This is a genomic window from Micromonospora globosa (assembly GCF_000717585.1).
Lineage (GTDB): Bacteria > Actinomycetota > Actinomycetes > Mycobacteriales > Micromonosporaceae > Micromonospora > Micromonospora aurantiaca.
Genome location: NZ_JNZR01000049.1, coordinates 1 through 20,697 on the forward strand (window position 1 = coordinate 1; position 20,697 = coordinate 20,697).

Here is a 20,697-nt window from a genome sequence, read left to right on the forward strand (position 1 = left end):
CCCCGACACGTACGCGGCCGTCACCTCACCGATCGAATGACCCGCCACAAAATCGGCCCGCACACCCCACGACGCGAGCAACTCCCACAACGCCACCTCCACCGCGAACAACCCCGCCTGCGCAAACACCGTCTGATCCACCAAGCCCGCCTCGGCACTGCCCGCCTGCGCGAACACCACATCCCGCAACGCACGCGGCAACACACCATCGAAACGGGCGCACACCTCGTCGAACGCCGACGCGAACACCGGAAACGTCTCGTACAGCTCCCGGCCCATGCCCACACGCTGCGAACCCTGACCCGTGAACAACACCGCCCGACGACCCGCCGACACCACACCCGACAACCGACCCTCGGCCACCGCCGACAGACCAACGGCAAGCTCGTCCACCGACGAACCCCACACCACCGCGCGATGTTCCAACGCCGCCCGCGACGTCACCAACGACCACGACACATCCACCGGCGACACATCCGACTCACGCGCGAACGACGCCAGCCGCGACGCCTGACCCGACAAACCCCGTTCCGAACGCCCCGACACCACCCACGGCACCGGCAACCCGACCGGCGCCACCCCGCCCTCGAGGTCGGCCCCGGTTTCAGCCTCCGGCTGCTCCAGGATCACGTGCGCGTTCGTCCCCGAAATACCGAACGACGACACACCCGCCCGCCGGGGACGCCCCACGCCCGGCCACTGCCGCGAGGACGTCACCAACTCCACCGCACCCGACGACCAGTCCACATGCGACGACGGCGCATCCACGTGCAACGACGCCGGCACCACCCCATGCCGCATCGCCAAAATCATCTTGATGATGCCTGCCACCCCGGCGGCGGCCTGCGTATGACCGATGTTCGACTTCACCGACCCCAGCAACAACGGCACATCCCGACCCTGCCCATACGTCGCCAACAACGCCTGAGCCTCGATCGGATCACCCAACGTCGTACCCGTACCGTGCGCCTCCACCACGTCGACGTCCGCCACACCCAAACCCGCGTTGGCGAGCGCCTGCCGGATCACCCGCTGCTGCGACGGACCGTTCGGCGCCGTCAACCCGTTTGACGCACCGTCCTGATTCACCGCCGTGCCCCGCACCACCGCCAACACCCGACGCCCCTCACGCCGCGCATCCGACAACCGCTGCACCAACAACATCCCGACACCCTCGGCGAGCGCTGTGCCGTCCGCCGCGTCGGCGAACGCCCGGCACCGGGCCACCGGGGACAGGTTTCCCTGCCTGGTGAAATCGATGAACACCGCAGGGGTGGGCATGACCGTGACGCCGCCGGCCAGCGCGAGATCGCACTCCCCCGACCGCAGCGCCTGCACCGCCAGATGCAACGCCACCAGCGACGACGAACACGCCGTGTCCACGGTCACCGCCGGACCCTCGAACCCGAACGAATACGCCACCCGGCCCGAGGCGATGCTGCCCGCGTTGCCGAGACCGAGGTAGTCCTCCACGCCCGCCGGCGGGGTCTGCGGCGGATGCGCGTACCCGCTGTGGGTCATGCCGGCGAAGACTCCGGCCCGGGCGTTCTTCAGGCTGGTGGGGTCGATTCCCGCCGACTCGACGGCCTCCCACGAGGTCTCCAGCAGCAGCCGCTGCTGCGGGTCCATGGCGAGCGCCTCACGCGGCGAGACCTCGAACAGCCGGGAGTCGAACTCGGCGGCGTCGGCCACGAATCCGCCCTCGCGGACCGAGGAGGTGCCCGGCCGGGACCGCTCCGGGTCGTAGAGCGCGTTGAGGTCCCAGCCACGGTCGGTGGGGAAGGAGGCGATCGCGTCACCGCCGGACGAGACGAGGTCCCACAGTTCCTCGGCCGTGCGCACCCCGCCGGGAAACCGGCAGCCGATACCGACGATCGCGATGGGCTGCTGCGCGTCGGCCTCGACGTCCCGGAGCCGTTGCCGGGTCCGCCGCAGGTCGGCGGTGACTCTCTTGAGGTACTCCCGGAGCTTCTCTTCGGTGTCCATCATCCCAGCCCATCGCGATTCACGGCGGAGACTCGACGTAAGCGACGGTACGAATGCGCAGAGTTCTCAGGCGACACCTGTATCTGTCGTTCGGCTCGCTCGGCCGAGAGCCACGCAGATCCCCATCTGCCGGGAGAAGTTATTGGTTACGCGCGAGCGCGGACAACCCCTAACCAGGCAACCGACCAGCTAGGGGTGTCCGGTCCCGACCCGCCGCACTAGCGTCGCCTCGACCGGGTCCACGCCCGATCCGGTCGGCAACCGCAGCCGCCGGAAGGACCACCAGAGGATGACCACGCCAGAAACCGACAACGGCTTGTGGGTGCGACGCTTCCACCCCGCCCCGGGCGGCGCGAGGCGCCTGGTGTGCCTGCCCCACGCCGGCGGGTCGGCAAGCTTCTACTTCCCGGTGTCCCGCGGTCTCTCCCCCGCGGTGGAGGTGCTGTCGATCCAGTACCCGGGGCGGCAGGACCGGCGCCACGAGAAGTGCATCGGCGACATCCACGACCTCGCGCGCGAGGTGTTCACCGTGCTGCGGCCCTGGCGGGACGAGCCGCTGGCCATCTTCGGGCACAGCATGGGGGCCAGCCTCGGCTTCGAACTCGCCCGGCTCATCGAGCAGGACGGCGGCAGCGTCGCGCATCTGTTCGCGTCCGGGCGCCGGGCGCCGTCGAAGTCACGGCACGAGACGGTGCACCTGCTCGACGACGAGGGGCTGCTGGCCGACGTCCGGAAGCTGAGCGGCACCAACTCCGCCGTCCTCGGGGACCCGGAGATGCTGCGCGCCGCGTTGCCGGCGATCCGCAACGACTACCGGGCCGCCGAGCGGTACACCTACCGGCCGGGGCCGCCGCTGAGCTGCCCGATCACCGTCCTCACCGGCGACGACGACCCGAAGACGACTGTCGACGAGGCTCGGGCGTGGTCGGACCACACCACTGGAGCGTTCGACCTGAAGGTCTACCCGGGCGGGCACTTCTTCCTGGCCGAGCACCAGCCGGCGATCCTGCGGGCCATCTCGGCAACCCTGAGCGCGGCACCGGCGGTCTGATCTCACGCCGACGGGGGCCCGTCCACCGGTCGTCACGACCGGTGGACGGGCCCCTCGGTACGCGCTGTCACCGCTTGTGGCCGACCGCGATCACGTAGTCGAGCTGCGCCAGCTCACGCTTCATGAGGTCCTGGTTCTTCCAGTGGGCCGCCATGCTCTTGCGGACGGCCGGCTTGACGACGGCCCGGAACGCGGGGTCGTTGGTCCGCTCGGCCATGTACGCCCGCCAGCCCTCCCACGTCCGGTCCTTGATCGAGCGGACCTCCGGGTTGGCGAAGCCGGCCTCGACCAGCTCCTGCCGATACGTGTCCCGGTCGTGCCAGTTCTCCTTGGGAATGCTGAACTTGACGAAACTCAGCGGGCCGGACTGGATGGCCGCGCGGACGACGTCGCCGCTGACCGGGATGATGTCGGCAGTGGCGAGCACGCCGCCCGGGCGCAGCACCCGCAGCGCCTCGGCGAAGAACGCGCTGCGCGGGTAGAAGTGGAAGGCGGACTCCAGGGCGACGACCCGGTCGAAGGTGTTGTCCTCGAAGGGCAGTTCGGTGGCGCTGCCGAGCCGGAAGTCGGTCCGGTCGGCGAGCCCCTCCTCCTGCGCCCGGCGCTGCGCCGCCTCGACGTGGTGCGGGGTGATGTTCAGGCCGTACACCTTGGCGACCTGGCGCTCGCGCAGCCACTTGAAGTCCTGGTCCCCGTAGCCGAAGCCGACGTCGAGCACGGTGTCGTCCGGCTTGAGCCCGGCGGCGTCGGCCAGCTTGTCGGCCAGCGCGTCGGCGGCCGTGTCGATGTCGGTGACCCCGTCGGACCAGTAGCCCACGTTCATGTAGTGGGTACGGCGGGCCGCGAACTCCACGTCGGGTGACTGGATCTCGTAGAAGCGCCGGACCCGGGTGATGGGGTCGGCGGTGAAGACCGTGCGGATCGCCCGGCCGGCGATCTTCAGGTTCTCGAACATGTCGGTTCCTTCCGGTGGGTGGATGCCGATCAGCCGCGCCGGATCTGCCGGCGCAGATCCTCGACGAGCGCGGGCACAGCGGCCGGGTCGGCGGCGGTGCCGAAGACGTAGAAGTCGGGCCGGACGAGGACCGCCACCGCGTCGTACCGCTTGAGGTGGGCCAGGTACACGTCGTCGAGGTCGAAGGCGGTCGGCGCGGCGCCGGATCCGGGTGCGGGCGCACCGGCGGGAACGATCCGGACGACCCGCGCGCCGAGCGCGTCCAGGAAGGTCCGGGCGTCGGCGTCGAGCAGGTCGTCGGGGTCCTCGGCGCAGAGCAGGACGAAGCCGGTGCCGACGACCTCGTCGAAGAGCCCGGCGCGGCCGTCGACCTCGACGCGACCCTGCGGCATCGGGGCGCCGGCGGCCTCGCAGCCGCTGTGCCGGACCCCGCCGGACAGGGGCTCCAGCAGGGACCGGGTGCGCGGGCGGGCGGTACGCCGGCGCAGCTCGGCGAGCATCGCGGCGTCGCGGCCGGCCGCGGCGGCGCGGTCGGTCTCGCAGATCACAGTGCCCGAGTCGATGGACATCCGGATGGCGTGCTGCACGTGCGCGCAGCGCTCCTCCTGGTAGGTGTCCAGCAGAGCCTCGTCGGCCAGGCCGCGGTGCACCAGGTCGAGCTTCCAGGCGAGGTTGAGGGCGTCGCGGAAGCCCGAACTCATCCCCTGCCCCATAAACGGCGGCATCACGTGCGCCGCGTCGCCGGCGAGCAGGATCCGCCCGGAACGCCAGCGCTCGGCCGAGCATGCCTGGGTGGTGTAGACGCCGTACCGCTCCAGGGTGGCGTTGTCCGGGGTGATGTCGAAGAGGCCGAGCAGCCGCCACACACTCTCGGCGCTCTCGAACTCCTCCCGGCTCTCCCCCGGCACCCGCATGAACTCCCACCGCCGGTGTCCCGGGCCGGCCGACACGGCCGTGCGGGGCCGCGCCGGGTCGCAGACCTGCAGGTTGTTCGGCTTGAACTCGCGGGCCTCGTGCGGGACCACGTCGCAGACCAGCCAGTCGTACGTGAAGCCGAGGTCGGTGACGCCGCTGCCCAGGTGCTCCCGCACGAAGCTGTTGGCCCCGTCGCAGCCGATGACCCAGCGGGCCGCGCGGACCTCCTCGCCGTCCGGGCCGGCGATGGTCACCTCGACCCCGTCGTCGTGCTCGACCAGGCCCGTCACCTGATACGGGCGCAGCACCGTGACACCCGGCAACTCCGCGCCCCGCTCGGCGAGCAGCGCCTCCAGTCCCGGCTGGTAGAAGGAGACCGAGTCGGGCCAGCCCATCGGCCCGTCGCCGGTGACCTTGACGTGCAGCAGGGTCCGGCCGAAGCCGTTCTTGAAGGTGTACTCGCCCGACGACTCCACCACCGGGCCGAGGCGGTCGGCGACGCCGGCGGCGGCCAGGACACGGCTCGCCTCCCCGTCGTACGACACCGCGCGGGGGAAGTTGTACGGGGTGGCCCACCGCTCGACCGCCGTGACGGTGAGCCCTCGCTGCGCCAGCAGGATCGTGAGCATCTCACCGACGGGGCCGTAGCCCACGATCAGGACGTCGGTCCTCAGCATCGGTATCGGTTCCTCGGGGGTCGGTCGGACACGGGGTCGGCTTGTGGCGTGCGGGGCGGCCGGACGGCCATCAGATACCGAGTTCGGAGTCGATGAGGTCGAACAGGTCGTCGTCGCTGGCCAGTTCGAGGTCGAGGTCGGGATCGCCGCCCGAGCCGGCGCGCATCGTCCGCCACTTGGCGATCAGCACCTCCAGGCGGGACCCGATCTGGTCGTGCAGCTCCGGTTCCACAGTGGCCTCGGTCAGCGAGCGCTCCAGGTTCTCCAGGTCCGCGAGGACCGGCGGGACCGCCGGTCCGGTGTCCGGCGCCAGCTCGGACACCAGGTACGTGGCCAGCTCGTTCGGGTCCGGGTAGTCGAAGATCAGCGTGGCCGGCAGGCGCAGGCCGGTGGCCGTGGTCAGCCGGTTGCGCAGCTCGACGGCGGTCAGCGAGTCGAAGCCGATCTGACTGAACGCCCGGCCCGGGGCCACCGCCGCCCGGCTGCCGTGCCCGAGCACGCTCGCCGCCTGCTCGCGTACCAGGTCGACCACCAGGGTGTGGCGCTCAGGCCCGTCGAGCGCCGCCAGCTGGTCGGCGAGCGTACGCCCGCCGCCGGTCGGGGTGGCCGCCCGCGCGGTCGGCCGCTCCCGGCGCAGCAGCCCACGCAGCAGCGCCGGTGGCCGCTCGACCCGCTCGCCGAGCGCGGCGACGTCGATCCTCGTCGGCACCAGCACCGGCTCGGCCAGCCGCAGGCCCGCGTCGAACAGGGCCATCCCCAGCTCGGACGGGATGGCGAGCTGCCCGTCGCGGGCGGTGATCCGGGGATCGGTGCGGTCCAGCTTGGCGGTCATCTCACTGGCCTGCTCCCACAGCCCCCAGGCGAACGACCGGCCCGGCAGCCCTTCGGCGCAGCGGGCCAGGGCGAGCGCGTCGAGGAAGGCGTTCGCCGCGGCGTAGTTCGCCTGACCGGGTACGCCGAAGACGCCGGCGCCGGAGGAGAAGAGCACGAACCCGGCGAGGTCGAGGTGACGGGTGAGCTCGTGCAGGTGCCACGCGGCGTCGAGCTTCGGCGCGAAGACCGTGTCGACGCGCTGCGGGGTGAGGGCGGTGACCACCCCGTCGTCGAGCACTCCGGCGAGGTGCACGACGGCAGTCAGCGGGTGCCGGTCCGGTACCGCCGCCAGCACCCCGGCGAGGTCGTCCCGGTCGGACACGTCGGCTGCCACCACCGTGGCGTCGGCACCCAGGGCCCGCAGCTCGTCGACCGCCTCGGCCGCACCGGGGGCCCGCTCGCCGCGGCGGCTGACCAGCAGCAGCCGCCGGACGCCGTGCGTCTCGACCAGCCGCCGGGCGACCAGCCGGCCCAGGGTTCCGGTACCTCCGGTCAGCAGCACCGTGCCGTCGGGATCCCACTCCCGGGGCATGGTGAGCACCACCTTGCCGACGTGCCGGGCCTGGCTGACGTGCCGGAACGCCTCCGGTGCCTGGCGGACGTCCCACACCTGGGTGGGCAGCGGGGTGAGTATCCCGCGTTCGAAGAGCTCCAGCAGCACGACGAGCATGCGCTGCACCTCGTCGGGCTCCTCCAAGGTCAGGTCGAAGGCGGTGTAGGCCACCCCCGGGTGGTCGGCGGCGACGCGGTCGGCATCGCGGATGTCGGTCTTGCCCATCTCGACGAACCGCCCGCCGCGCGGCAGCAGCCGCAGCGAGGCGTCGACGAACTCGCGGGCCAGCGAGTCCAGGACGACGTCGACGCCCCGGCCGCCGGTGGCGGCGGCGAAGCGGGTCTCGAAGTCGAGGGTCCGGGACGAGGCCAGGTGTTCGTCGTCGAGACCGAGCGCGCGCAGGGCGCCCCACTTGGCGGGACTGGCGGTGGCGTACACCTCGGCCCCGAGGTGGCGGGCGAGCTGCACGGCGGCCATGCCGACGCCACCGGCCGCCGCGTGCACCAGCACCGACTCGCCGCGGGTGAGCCCGGCCAGGTTGACCAGCCCGTGGTAGGCGGTCAGGAAGACCACCGGCACGGAGGCGGCCTCCACATACGACCAGCCGACCGGCATCGGGGCCAGCAGGCGGCGGTCGGTGACCGCGACGGGCCCGAAGCAGCCCACGAAGACCCCGAACACGTGGTCGCCGGGCCGCAGGTCGGTCACCTCGGCGCCCACCTCGACGACCTCGCCGGCACCCTCGCCGCCGAGCGGTCCCGCGTCGCCAGGGTAGAGGCCGAGTGCGTTGAGCACGTCGCGGAAGTTGAGGCCGGCGGCGCGGACGCGTACCCGGACCTCGCGGGGGCCGAGCGCGGCGTCGGCGGCGTCGGTGGCGACCAGAGTGAGGTTCTCCAGGCTGCCCCGCACCGGCGCGTCCAGCCGCCACGCGGCGGCGGGTGGTGCGGACAGCTCACCGGCCGACCCGGCCCGCGCCAACCGCGGCACGTACGCCGCGCCGACCCGGATCGCGGCCTGCGGCTCGTCCGCCGCCAGCAGGGCGGCCACCTCATCGGGGCCGATCCCGTCGTGGTCGACGTCGACGACGACGATCTGGCCCGGGTTCTCCGACTGGGCGGAGCGCACCAGACCCCACGCCGCCGCGGCGGCCGGGTCGGTCACCTCGCCGGCGTGGTGCACGGCCACCGCGCCTCGGGTCACCAGCAGCAGCCGCGACGCCGCCCAGCGGGGCTCGGTGAGCCAACGCCGGACCAGGTCGAGGGCCTGTACGGCGGCATGGCGTGCCGCGCGGGCGGCGGGCTGCGCGGGGTCCGCGTCGAGCGGCACGAGCACCGCCGCGGGCAGAGCCAGTCCCGCGTCCACGGCGTCGGCGAGCCCGTCCAACCCATGGTGCAGCGGGAACCCGTCCAGACCAGGGGCGACGGTCACGGCGTCGACCGGAGTGGCCGACTCGACGGGCGGCAGCGGCGTCCAGTCGACGCGGAACAGGGCGTCGCGGGTGGCGCGGTCGTCGGCGACGGCCAGCTCGGTGGCGGAGATCGGGCGCATCGTCAGGGCGGCCACCTCGGCCACCGGGGCGCCGGTCGGATCGGCGACGGTCAGCGCGATGGCGTGCGGCCCGACCCGGTTCAGCCGTACCCGCAGGGCGGTCGCCCCGGTGGCGTGCAGGCTCACGCCGCTCCAGGCGAACGGCAGCAGGAGCTGGCCGGCCCCGGCCCCGGCGAGCCCGCCGAAGTGCGCGGCGTGCAGGGCGGCGTCGAACAGGGCGGGATGCAGGCCGTACCGGTCGGCGTCGACCCGCTGGGCCGCCGGCAGCTCCACCTCGGCGTAGACCTCATCGCCGCTGGTCCACACCGCGCGCAGGCCCTGGAACGCCGGCCCGTACTCGTACCCGTCGGCTTCCAGGCCGGCGTAGAAGCCGGTCAGGTCCACGGGCCGGGTGTCGGGCGGCGGCCAGACGGTGAGCTGCGGAGACACCGCGGGCTGATCGGCGCGGAGGGTGGCGCTGGCGTGCCGGGTCCACGGCTGTCCCGCCGGCGCGTCGGCGGGCCGGGAGTGCACGGTCACCGGGCGGCGTCCGTCGCCGGCGCCCGCGCCGACCACCACCTGCACCTGCGTCGCTCCGCCGGCGGGCAGGGTCAGCGGCGCCTCGATGACCATCTCGTCGAGGAACGGGTGGCCGACCTCGTCGCCGGCGCGCAGGCAGAACTCCACCAGGCCGGTGCCGGGCACCAGCACGCTGCCGGTGACCCGGTGATCGGCCAGCCACGGCTGCGCGTCGGCCGACAGCCGCCCGGTGAACAGGTGGCCCCTCGTCTCGGCCAGCACGACCGACGCGCCGAGCAGCGGATGACCGGCGGTGTCCAGACCGGCGGCGCCGACGTCGCCGGGGCCGGAGATCGGCCGGGGCCAGTAGCGGCGGTGGGCGAACGCGTACGTGGGCAGGTCGACGCGCCGGCCGCCGGCCAGTGCGGGCCGCCAGTCCACCGCGACCCCGGACACGTGGAGCTGGGCCAGGGAGAGCAGGAACCGCTCAAGGCCGCCCTGGTCGCGTTGCACCGAGCCGACCACCACGGCATCGCCGTCGTGGTCGGCGAGGGTCTCCTCGACGCCGACGGTGAGCACCGGGTGCGGGCTGCACTCGACGTACGCGTCGTGGCCCTCGGCGGCCAGCGAGCGGATCGCCCGTTCCAGCTCGACGGGCCGGCGCAGGTTGCGGTACCAGTAGTCGGGCCCCATCTCCTCGCCGTCGAGCCAGCGCAGGTCGGTGGTGGAGAACAGCGGCACGGCGGCCGGACCGGGGGTGATGCCGGCCAGCACCTCGGCCAGCTCGTCGCGGATGCGTTCCACCTGGGCGGAGTGGGAGGCGTAGTCGACGGCGATCCGACGCACCCGGGTCTGCTCGCCGGCCAACTCGGCGAGCAGCTCCTCGACCGCCTCCGGCTCACCGGACACCACGACGGCGGCCGGCCCGTTCACGGCGGCGACCGAGATCCGCTCGCCGAAACGGGCGATCCGGTCGCGGACCGTGTCGGCGGGCAGCGCGACGGAGGCCATCGCCCCGTGCCCGGCCAGAGCCCGCAGCGCGCGGCTGCGCAGCGCCACCACCCGGGCCGCGTCGGGCAGGGACAGCACCCCCGCGACGCAGGCGGCGGCAATCTCGCCCTGGGAGTGGCCGACCACGGCGGCCGGCTGCACACCGTACGAGCGCCACAGCTCGGCCAGCGACACCATCATCGCGAACAGGGCGGGCTGCACCACGTCGACCTCGTCGAGGCCGGGCGCGCCGGGCGCCTGGCGCAGCACGTCCACCAGCGACCAGTCCAGGTACGGCCGCAGCGCCGCGTCGCAGGCCGCCATGCGTTCGGCGAACACGGGGGCCTGGTCGAGCAGGTCCAACCCCATGCCGAGCCACTGTGCGCCCTGCCCGGGGAAGACGAAGACGCAGCGGCCCGCGGGACGGGCCTCGCCGCGCGTGACCGCCGGGTCGGGCCGGCCCTCGACGAGCGCGTCGAGGGCGTCGGCGGCCCGCTGCGCCGAAGCGGCGACCAGCACCGCGCGGGAGTCGAAGGTGCCTCGGGTGGTGGCCAGCGACCAGGCCACGTCGAGGGGCCGCCGGCCGGGCCGGGCGGCGAGGTGCGCCCGCAGCCGGCGCGCCTGGCCGATGAGCGCCTGCGGGGTACGCGCCGACAGCAGCCATGGCAGCGCACGCTCCTGCGGCGGCTCGGATTCGGCGGCCTCCGGCATCGTTTCGGCGACCGACTCGACGATCACGTGGGCGTTGGTGCCGCTGATGCCGAACGACGAGACGCCGGCGCGCACCGGCCGGGCCGCCGCCGGCCACGGGCGGGCCTCGGTGAGCAGCTCCACCGCGCCCGAGTCCCAGTCGATCCGCGAGCTGCGGCGCTCGGCGTGCAGGGTGCGCGGCAGGACGCCGTGACGCATCGCCATGACCATCTTGAGCACGCCGGCGACGCCGGCCGCGGCCTGGGTGTGCCCGAGGTTGGACTTGACCGAGCCGAGCAGCACCGGCGGTGCGCCGGGCGGACGCTGCCCGTACGTGGCGAGGATCGCCTCGGCCTCGATGGGGTCGCCGAGCGACGTGCCGGTGCCGTGGGCCTCCACCACGTCCACCTCGGCGGCGGTCAGCCCGGCGGCGGCGAGCGCGGCCCGGATGACCCGCTCCTGGGACGGCCCGTTCGGAGCGGTCAGCCCATTGGACGCGCCGTCGGAGTTGACCGCCGAGCCACGTACGACGGCCAGGACCGGGTGGCCCCGGCGGCGGGCGTCGGAGAGCCGCTCGACCACCAGCATCCCCACGCCCTCGGACATGCCGAAGCCGTCGGCGTCCTCGGCGAACGCCTTGCACCGCCCGTCGGCGGCGAGACCCCGCTGGCGGCTGAAACCGGTCAGCCCGGCCGGGGTGGCCATCACGGACACGCCACCGGCCAGGGCCAGGTCGCAGTCGCCCTGGCGCAGCGCCTGCACGGCCAGGTGCAGCGCCACCAGGGAGGCGGAGCAGGCGGTGTCCACGGTGATGGCTGGTCCCTCCAGCCCGAGCGCGTAGGCGACCCGGCCGGAGAGGACGCTGCCGGCGGTGCCGGTGAGCAGGTGCCCCTCGTCGGCGGTGACCTCGCCGTCGTCGGAGACGACGCCGGGGGCGACCCGGCCGGCGTAGTCCTGCCCGTGGGTGCCGGCGAAGACACCGGTCCGGCTGCCCCGCAGGGTGGCCGGGTCGATGCCGCCGCGCTCCAGCGCCTCCCAGGAGGTCTCCAGCAGCAGCCGGTGTTGCGGGTCCATGGCGAGGGCCTCGCGGGGGCTGATGCCGAAGAACTCGGCGTCGAAGTCGGCGATGCCGGTGAGGAACCCGCCGGAACGCACGTACGACCGGCCGGGCGTGCCGGGCACCGGGTCGTAGAGGTCGGCCAGCGGCCAGCCCCGGTCGTCGGGCAGGTCGCCGATGACGTCGGCGCCCGCGTCGAGCAGCCGCCACAGCTCCTCCGGGGAGCCGATACCGCCAGGGAAACGGCAGGCCATCGCGACGACGGCGACCGGCTCGTCCAGGGCGACGGTGCTCGCGTCGGTGACCCCGGTGGCCGCGGTGCCGAGCAGCCGGGCGTGCAGGTGCGCGGCGAGCAGCTCGGGAGTGGGGTGGTTGAACACTGCGTGCGGGGCGAGCCGGACGCCGGTGACGGCGGTGAGCCGGTTGCTCAGCTCCACGGCCATCAGCGAGTCGAAGCCGAGGTCCTTGAACGGGCGGCGCGGCTCGACCTGCTCGGGGCCGGCGTGCCCGACCACTGTGGCGCACCGGGTACGGACGAGGTCCAGCAGCAGCTCGGCGCGCTCGGGCTCGGCGAGTTCGGCCAGCCGGTCGGCGAAGCCCTTCGCGGCGGCGGGCGCGGAGGCGGCGTTGACCGCCCGGCGGGGCGGCGGGGGCAGCAGTGCCCGCAGCAGGGCGGGCACCTCGCCGGAGGTCCGTACGGCAGCCAGGTCGAGCCCGATCGGCACGAGCGCCGGCCGGTCCACGTCCAGGGCGGCGTCGAACAGCGCCAGTCCGGCAGCCGTGTCGAGGGGGCGGGTGCCGCCGCGGGCGAGCCGGGCCAGGTCGGCCGGGCTGAGCCGGCCCGCCATCCCGTCCCGGGCGGCCCACAGCCCCCAGGCCAGGGCGCTGCCCGGCAGGCCCTGGGCACGGCGGTGCGCGGCGAGCGCGTCGAGGAACGCGTTGCCGGCGGCGTAGTTGCCCTGGCCGGGGCTGCCGAAGGTGGCGGCGGCCGAGGAGAAGAGCACGAACGCGGCCAGGTCGAGGCCGGCGGTGAGTTCGTGCAGGTGCCAGGCACCGTGCACCTTGGAGCGCAGAGCCCGTGCCCAGCGGGCGGGGTCGAGGTCGGTGATCAGGGCGTCATCGGTGGCCCCGGCTGCGTGCACGACGGCGACGAGCCGGCCGGCCAGTGGGGCGATCACCTCGGCGAGCGCCGCCCGGTCGGCGACGTCGGCCGCGACCACCCGGACTGTGACGCCGGCGTCGGTCAGTGCTGTCGTCCAGTCGCCGGACCGGCCGCTGCGGCTGACGAGCACCAGTTCGGTGACGCCGTGCGCAGTGGCGAGGTGGGTGGCGACCTGCCGGCCGATCCCGCCGGTGCCGCCGGTGACGAGTACGGTGCCACCGGCCAGGGCCGCCCGCGGCGTACCGGCCGGGGTCTGCGCCACGGGGCGGAGGCGGGGCAGCAGCGCACGCCCGTCGCGGACGGCCACCTCGGGTTCGTCCTCGGCGGCGGCCAGCGCCGAGCGGATGGCGGCGTCGTCGGTGGTGTCGAGGCTGAGCAGGAGGAAGCGGTCGGGTTGCTCGGCCTGGGCGACGCGGAGCAGCCCGGCCACCGGGGCGTGCACCGGGTCGCCGTCGCGCAGGGCGAGGGCCAGGCGGGTGGTCTCCGCGCGGGGGTCGGCCAGCCAGGTCTGGAGGACGCCCAGCACGGCGAGGCTCACGGCGTGCGCCCGGTCGGGCACCGGCCGGCCCGGCTCGCCGTCGCCGACCCGCAGCACGAGCAGCGGCGGCAGCGGCCCGTCCGGGGGCGTGTCGTCGGCGATCGTCCAGGAGGGCGCCGGGGTCGCCGGGAACGCCGCGGGCAGCCAGTCGACGACATACAGTCCGGCGGGGGTGGCCGCCGTCGTCGGCGGGCCGGCGGGCGGCAGGTCCACCGCCCGCAGCACCACCCGGTCGGCATCGAGCACGGGCCTGCCCGCGTCGTCGACGGCGCTCAGCGTCACCGCGTCCGCCCCGCCGGGGGCCAGGCAGACACGCAGCGCGTGCGCTCCGACGGCGTGGCGGCGCACGCCCGCCCACTCGGTGGGCAGCAGCCGAGCGGTGGGCCCGGCGTCGGCGACGGGCGCGAAGTCGGCGAGCGGGAGCAGGCGCAGCGCCGCCTCCAGCACCAGCGGGTGCACGCCGTACCGCTCGGCGTCCGGGTCGCGGGCGTCCTCCGGCAGGCGGACGTCGACGAAGAGCCGGTCGGCGGTGACCCAGGCGCCCCGGACCAGCTCCCCGGCCAGCGCGCGGTGCTGTGGTGCGCTCAGATCCACCGGCCGGGCCCCGGTGGGCGGCCAGACGGGGGCGAAGGCGCCCCGACCGCTCCCCGGGTCGACGGGCGCGAGCACGGCCTCGGCGACCGCACGCCAGGGCAGCCCCTCGCCGGCCCGGACGTGGCAGTGCGCCACCCGGTGTCCGTGCCCGTCCGGCGCGCCGACACCGATCTGCACGTCGAGGGTCGCCTCGGTGGGCAGCGGCACCGGCTCGGGGACGTGCAGCCGCCGCACGCTCGGGGCGCCGAGCTGGTCGCCGAGGTGGGCGAACATGTCCAGCAGGGCGGAGGCGGGCAGCAGCGGGGCCGTGCCGTCGCCGGGTGCGGCCAGCCACGGTGAGGTGGCCGTTGACACCTGCCCGGTGCAGACCACCTGCGCGGTGCCGGCGACCGCCAGCAGCCCGCCGAGCAGCGGGTGCCCGACGTCGGCCAGCCCGGCGCCGCCGGGACCGCCGACACCGGTGGGAGCGGGCAGCCAGTAGTGCCGGCGCTGGAAGGCGTACGTGGGCAGGTCGACGCGGCGGTGCGGGCCGGGGCCGGCGAGGACGGCACGGTCCACGGCGACGCCCCGCACGTACAGCCGCGCCACGGCGGCGAGCAGCGCCTCGGCCTCCCCGGCGGTGCCCCGTACGGCGGGGACGAAGGCCAGTTCGTCGGCCTCGGCGACGAGGCAGTCCTGGGCCATGGCGGTGAGTACGCCGGCCGGGCCGATCTCCAGGAAGGTGGTGACGCCTTGCCCGTGCAGGGCCCGTACCCCGTCGTGGAAGCGGACGGTGCCCCGCACGTGCGCCACCCAGTGCTCGGGCGAGCAGAGCCGGGCCGGGTCGACGGGGTGACCGGTCAGGTTGGACACCACCGGCAGGTGCGGGGTGCGGTACGTGAGGCCGGCGGCCACCGCGCGGAACTCGTCGAGCATCGGGTCCATGCGCGGCGAGTGGAACGCGTGCGACACCCGCAGCCGGCTGGTGCGGCGCCCGGCCGCGCGCAGCGTGTCCGCGACGGCCAGCACCGCGTCGGTGTCGCCGGAGAGGACGACGCTGGTGGGGCCGTTGACGGCGGCCAGGCCCACCCGGTCGGTGAGGTACGCGGCGACCTCGGCCTCGTCGGCCTCGACGGCGACCATCGCGCCCCCGGCGGGCAGCTGCTGCATCAGCCGGGCACGGGCGGCGACCAGCGCCGCCGCGTCGGCGAGGGAGAACACCCCGGCGACGTGCGCGGCGGCCAGCTCGCCGACGGAGTGGCCGAGCACCGCATCGGGGCTCACCCCCCAGGACTCCAGGAGGCGGTAGAGCGCCACCTCGAAGGCGAACAGCCCGGGCTGGGTGTACAGGGTCTCGTCGAGCAGGCCGGCCGGTTCGGTGCCCTCGGCGGCGAGGACGACGTCCGCGACGGGGTACGGGGCGTGGCCGGCCAGGCAGCGATCGAGTTCGGCGCAGGCGGCGTCGAAGGCGGTGGCGAAGACGGGGTACGCCGCGCACAGCTCGCGGCCCATGCCGGCGCGCTGGCCGCCCTGCCCGCCGAAGAGCAGGCCGAGTCGGCCGTCGACGACCCGGCCGGTCGACACGCTCGGCAGGTCCGGGTCCGGGCCGCTGCGGGCCAGCGCACCGAGCCCTGTCCGGGCGGACTCCGCGTCGCCGACCAGCACCACGGCCCGGTGTTCGAGGGCCGCGCGCGTGGTGGCGAGGGCGTGCCCGACGTCGACCGGGTCGGCGTGCGCCCCCGGCCCGTCGAACCACGCCAGCAAACGGGCCGCCTGACCACGCAGCGCCTCGTCGGAGGCCGCCGAGAGCAGCCACGGCACGGGCGGCCGGACGGTGCCGGGCGACGGCGGCCCGGCGGCGTCCTCGGCGGTGGCCGGCGGGTCGGCGGGCGCCTCGACGATGACGTGCGCGTTGGTGCCGCTGATGCCGAACGACGAGATGCCGGCTCGGCGGGGTCGGCGTACGTCGGGCCACGAGCGGGCCTCGGTGAGCACCTCGACCGCGCCGGCCGACCAGTCCACCTCGGACGTCGGGGCGTCCACGTGCAGGGTGCGCGGCAGCGTCCCGTGCCGCATGGCGAGCACCATCTTGATCACCCCGGCGGCACCGGCGGCGGCCTGGGTGTGGCCGAGGTTGGACTTCAGCGAGCCCAGCCGCAGCGGTTCCGCGTCGCCGCGTCCCACTCCGTACGTGGCGAGCAGCGCCTGGGCCTCGATGGGGTCGCCGAGCGACGTGCCGGTGCCGTGGGCCTCGACCACGTCCACGTCGGCGGCGGAGAGCCCGGCCGCCTCCAGCGCCCGGCGGATGACCCGCTCCTGGGCGGGCCCGTTGGGGGCGGTCAGCCCGTTGGACGCGCCGTCGGAGTTGACGGCGGAGCCCCGCAGCACGGCGAGGACGGGGTGCCCGTGCCGGCGGGCGTCGGAGAGCCGTTCCAGCAGCAGCACCGCGACGCCCTCGGACCAGCCGGTGCCGTCGGCGCCGTCGGCGAACGCCTTGCACCGGCCGTCCGGGGCGAGCCCGCGCTGCCGGCTGAACTCCACGAACGCCTGCGGGGTGCCCATCACCGCCACGCCGCCGGCCACGGCGAGGGAGCAGTCCCCGGCGCGCAGCGCCTGGGCCGCCAGGTGCAGCGCCACCAGCGACGAGGAGCACGCCGTGTCGACGGTGACCGCCGGCCCCTCCAGCCCCAGCGCGTAGGCGACCCGGCCGGAGACGACGCTGCCGGCGGTGCCGACGCCGAGGTAGCCCTCGGTGCCGGGCGGCGCCTGGCGCAGGTTCGCGGCGTAGTCGTGGTGCATGACGCCGGTGAAGACGCCCGTGGCGCTGCCACGCAGCGAGGTGGGGTCGATGCCGGCCCGCTCGAACAGCTCCCAGGCGGTCTCCAGCAGCAGCCGCTGCTGCGGGTCCATGGCGAGCGCCTCGCGCGGGCTGATCGCGAACAGGGTGGCGTCGAACTCCGCGGCGCCGGTGAGGAAGCCACCGACCCGGGCGTACGAGGTGCCGGGGCGGTCGGGGTCGTCGGAGAAGAGGTTCGCCAGGTCCCAGCCCCGGTCCGTGGGGAACTCCGTGAGTCCTTCCCGGCCCTGGTCGACCAGATCCCACAGCTCCTCGGGGGAGGCGACGCCGCCGGGGAGCCGGCAGGCCATGGCCACGACGACCACCGGGTCGTCCCCCGTGGACGGCACCGCCGCCGGGTCCGTCGTGGGAGCGGCCTGCGCGGCGGCACCCCGCAGGCGGGCGGCGAGGTGCCGGGCGAGGGCCTGCGGGCTGGGCCGGTCGAACGCGACAGTGGCCGAGAGCCGTACCCCGGTGGCCCGGGCCAGCCGGTCGCGCAGGGCGACCGCGGCGACCGAGGTGAAGCCGAGTTCCTTGAACGCGCGGCCGGGGCGGACCGCGGCCGGGCCGGGCAGCCCGGCCACCTGGGCGGTGGCGGTGCGGACCAGGTCGAGCAGGAGCCGGTCCCCCTCGGCGGTGGTGAGCCCGGCCAGCCGGCGGCGCAGCTCGGCGGCGTCCCGGTCGTCCGTGGCGTCGCCGGGCTCCGCGACGGGCCCACGCCAGGCCGGGTGGGCGGCGTCGACGTGGCCCGCCGGGCGGGCGAGCACGACCAGGTCGTTGCCGTCGTGGGCCACGTCGAACGCGGCGAGGTCGGCGCGCACGGCCGCCGGCACGGTGCCCGCTCCGGGTCCGGTCGCCGCCGGGACGCCGGGCAACGACCCGCCCTCGGCGGGCCCGGTCGTGCCGACGAGCCGGGCCGGATGACCGGCGGCCCGACGGCGGGCGACCAGGGCGTGCAGGGCCCCGACGGCCGAGGCGGCCCGCTCCCGGCCCGCGGCGCCCAGCAGCAGGGCGGACGGCACGAGGACGGTGAACGTCGCCCACGGGTGCCGGCTCGCCGAGTCCAGCGTCGCGGCGAGCCGGAGCAGCCGGGCGGCGCCCTCGACGTCGGCCAGGTCGTCGCCGCACGGGCCGAGGAAGACCGCGCCGAACGCCTCGTCGCCCACCCGCTCGGCGGGCAGCACGACGGCTTCCGCACCGGTGGCGGTGAGTTCGGCGGCCAGGTCCGCCACGGCCGGGGCGGGCGTCGCGCCGGTGGACAGCAGCCGCAGCCGGCGGACGCGGTGCGCGGCGACGAGGTGCCGGGCCAGCGCGGCGCCGGTCGGTCCGTCGGCACCGGTGACCAGCACCGGGCGCTCCGGGTCGGCCACGGTCGCCGGCCGTGCCGGCGCGGTCGCCGGGGCGGGCACGAGGGCCGCGTGCCGGGCTGCCCCGCCCCGCAGGGCGACCTGCGCGGCACCAGCGTCCACGACGGCGGGCAGCAGGGCGAGCGAGCGGGCCGAAGCGTCGTGGTCGACCAGCACGATCCGGTCCGGGTATGCGGCCTGCAGGCTGCGCCCGACCGCCCAGACGGCACCGGCCGCCGGATCCGGCCCGGCCCACCCGGCGGCGTCGCCTGCCCCGGTGGCCGCGTCGCCGGACAGGCCGTGCGCGCCGGGCCGGGTCGCCCCGTCGCTGGCCGGGCCGGTCAAGAGCACCAGCCGGGTGCCGGCGAAGCCGTCGTCGTCGAGCCAGCCACGCAGCCGGCCGGCGAGATCCGCCGCGTCGGCGTCGGCCGGCCCGGCCAGCAGCACCGTCACGTCGGGGGCGTCGGGGGCCGCCCGCAGGGTGACCAGGTCCCGGTGGGCCCGGAACCGCTCCCCCGGCGACGCCGCGCGCAGCGGCTCCACCAGCGGCTCGCTCCCGGCGCCGACAAGCGCCCAGCGGCGGGCCGGGCCGGCGGCGTCCTGCGCGGCCGCCGGAACGGGTGCCGCCACCTGCGGTACGGCGGCCAGGTCCAGCGGTCGCCAGGCGAGCAGGCTGAGCGCCTCGTGGTGGCTGCCGTTGACCGCCCGCAGCCGCGCCGGCCCGTCGGACAGGAGCCGGCGGGTGACCTTGCCGGACGGGGTGCGGGGCACCTGCCCGATCTCGTACAGCGCTTCGGGAACCTTGTGGTAGCTGAGCCTCTCCCGGCAGGCTGCGAACCCCGCGGCGGGGTCGAAGCCCTCCGGCCCCGGCACCACGAACGCCACCGGCACCTCGCCGAGCACCTCATGCGGCCGGCCGGTCACCGCCACGTCGGCGACGCCGGGCACCGCGCGCAGCACCTCCTCCACCTCGGCCGGGTGGATCTTCTCCCCGCCCCGGATGATCAGCTCCTGGTGGCGGCCGGTGACGAAGATGTTGCCGTCGGCGTCGCGGCGGGCCAGGTCGCCGGTGCGGTACCAGCCGTCGCGCAGGGCGGCGGCGGTGACCGCCGGCAGGTTGTGGTAGCCGAGCATGACGCTCGGACCGCTGACCCAGACCTCCCCCTCGGCGCCGGTCGGCACGTCCAGACCCGTCTGCGGGCTGACCAGGCGCACCTCGACGCCAGGCACCGCGCGCCCACAGGAGCCCTCGACCCGGGGCAGCTCCGGCCGGGTGACGGCGATCGAGCCGCAGGTCTCCGTGCTGCCGTACGCGTCGAGCAGCGGCGCGTCGAAGACCTCGTCGAACGCCCGCCGCAGCGCGCCGGTGGTGATCGCCCCGCCGACCAGGCAGACCCGCAGGGCCGGGGCGCGGAAGCCGGTCTCCCGGGCGGCGGTGACCAGGTGGTGGTACATGGCCGGCACACCGGCGAGCACTGTGGCCTCGTCCTCGTCGACCGCGCGCAGCACGTCGTCGGCGGAGAAGCCGTCGATGAGCCGGGCCGTGGCCCCGACCGCCGTCACGCTGAGCACGCACCCGATGTGGGAGAGGCTGTGGAACAGCGGCAGTGGCCAGACCACCCGGTCGGCGGCGGTGAGCCCGGGGATCGGCACGTAGCAGGCGGCGACCGACCAGAGGCAGGTGCGCTGGGTGGAGAGCACACCCTTGGGCCGGCCGGTGGTGCCGGAGGTGTAGAGCATCCAGGCCACCTCGTCGAGGCCCAGGTCGTCGCGGGCGCCCACGGCCGGCTCGGTATCGACCAGGTCGCGCCAGGCGACGACCTCGTCCGGAACCAGGCTGTCCCCGGTGACCACGATCCGCAGGGCCGGCCGGGAGGTACGCAGCCGCAGCATCTGGTCGAGGTGGCGCGGGTCGGTGACCACCAGCACCGCACCGGAGTCGTCCAGCAGATGGGCCAGTTCCGCGTCGGTGCTGTGCGGGTTCACCGGCACGCCGACAGCGGCGGCCCGCGTGACGGCCAGCCAGGTCTCCACCGTCTCCACGCGGTTGCCGAGGCAGAAGGCCACCCGGTCGCCCCGGGCGACCCCGGCCGCCGCCAGGTGACCGGCCAGCCGACGGGTCCGCGCCGCCAGGTCGGCGTATCCGACCGCCCGGCGGTCGTCGCGGAATGCGACCTTGTTCCCCAACCTGGCGGCGTGCGCCTCGATCAGATCGGACAACGGCTGGATCAGGTCGCTCCGAAGCATGTCACCACATCCATCCGTCGGCGAGACTCCTCATCCGCGGCGTAGACCTCGCTCGCCGTAGCGGCCCAAGTCTTCCGAGCACCCTGCCGACGTCCTACCCCTGTCACCCCCTAAGTCGTCCCCAGTTCGGAGCGCCGATCGGGTGGTGGAGCGGGCCCGCGGGCCGATGATGGGGCGACCCCGCAGACCGTCGAGTCCCGTG

General features: G+C 75.3%; 5 protein-coding genes. 1 reads left to right on the top strand and 4 read right to left on the bottom strand.

Annotation, left to right across the window (positions count from 1 at the left end; translation table 11 throughout):
* Positions 1 to 1,989: type I polyketide synthase (locus tag IF06_RS0130095; protein WP_036311849.1), on the bottom strand; the 1,989-nt coding region annotated here is incomplete at its 3' end.
* A gap of 286 nt (positions 1,990 to 2,275) precedes the next feature.
* On the opposite strand from IF06_RS0130095, the gene IF06_RS0130100 reads away from it, so the two are divergent.
* Positions 2,276 to 3,037, top strand: a complete 762-nt coding sequence (locus IF06_RS0130100) for a thioesterase II family protein (RefSeq protein WP_030275094.1) — start codon at positions 2,276 to 2,278, stop codon at positions 3,035 to 3,037.
* A 67-nt stretch (positions 3,038 to 3,104) separates the two neighbouring features.
* Here the strand turns inward: IF06_RS0130100 and IF06_RS0130105 are convergent, their stop codons facing one another.
* The 3 genes from IF06_RS0130105 to IF06_RS0130115 all read right to left on the bottom strand — a co-directional run bounded on the left by IF06_RS0130105 (position 3,105) and on the right by IF06_RS0130115 (position 20,495).
* Positions 3,105 to 3,992 carry a class I SAM-dependent methyltransferase gene (locus IF06_RS0130105; RefSeq protein WP_013285627.1) on the bottom strand — a complete coding sequence of 296 codons (888 nt, stop codon included), beginning with the start codon at positions 3,990 to 3,992 and terminating at the stop codon, positions 3,105 to 3,107.
* A 29-nt stretch (positions 3,993 to 4,021) separates the two neighbouring features.
* Positions 4,022 to 5,584, bottom strand: a complete 1,563-nt coding sequence (locus IF06_RS0130110) for a bifunctional 3-(3-hydroxy-phenyl)propionate/3-hydroxycinnamic acid hydroxylase (RefSeq protein WP_030275096.1) — start codon at positions 5,582 to 5,584, stop codon at positions 4,022 to 4,024.
* Positions 5,585 to 5,654: 70 nt separating this feature from the next.
* Positions 5,655 to 20,495: a type I polyketide synthase gene (locus tag IF06_RS0130115; RefSeq protein ID WP_030275098.1), complete on the bottom strand. Its 14,841-nt coding sequence runs from the start codon at positions 20,493 to 20,495 to the stop codon at positions 5,655 to 5,657.
* Positions 20,496 to 20,697 lie beyond the last annotated feature (202 nt).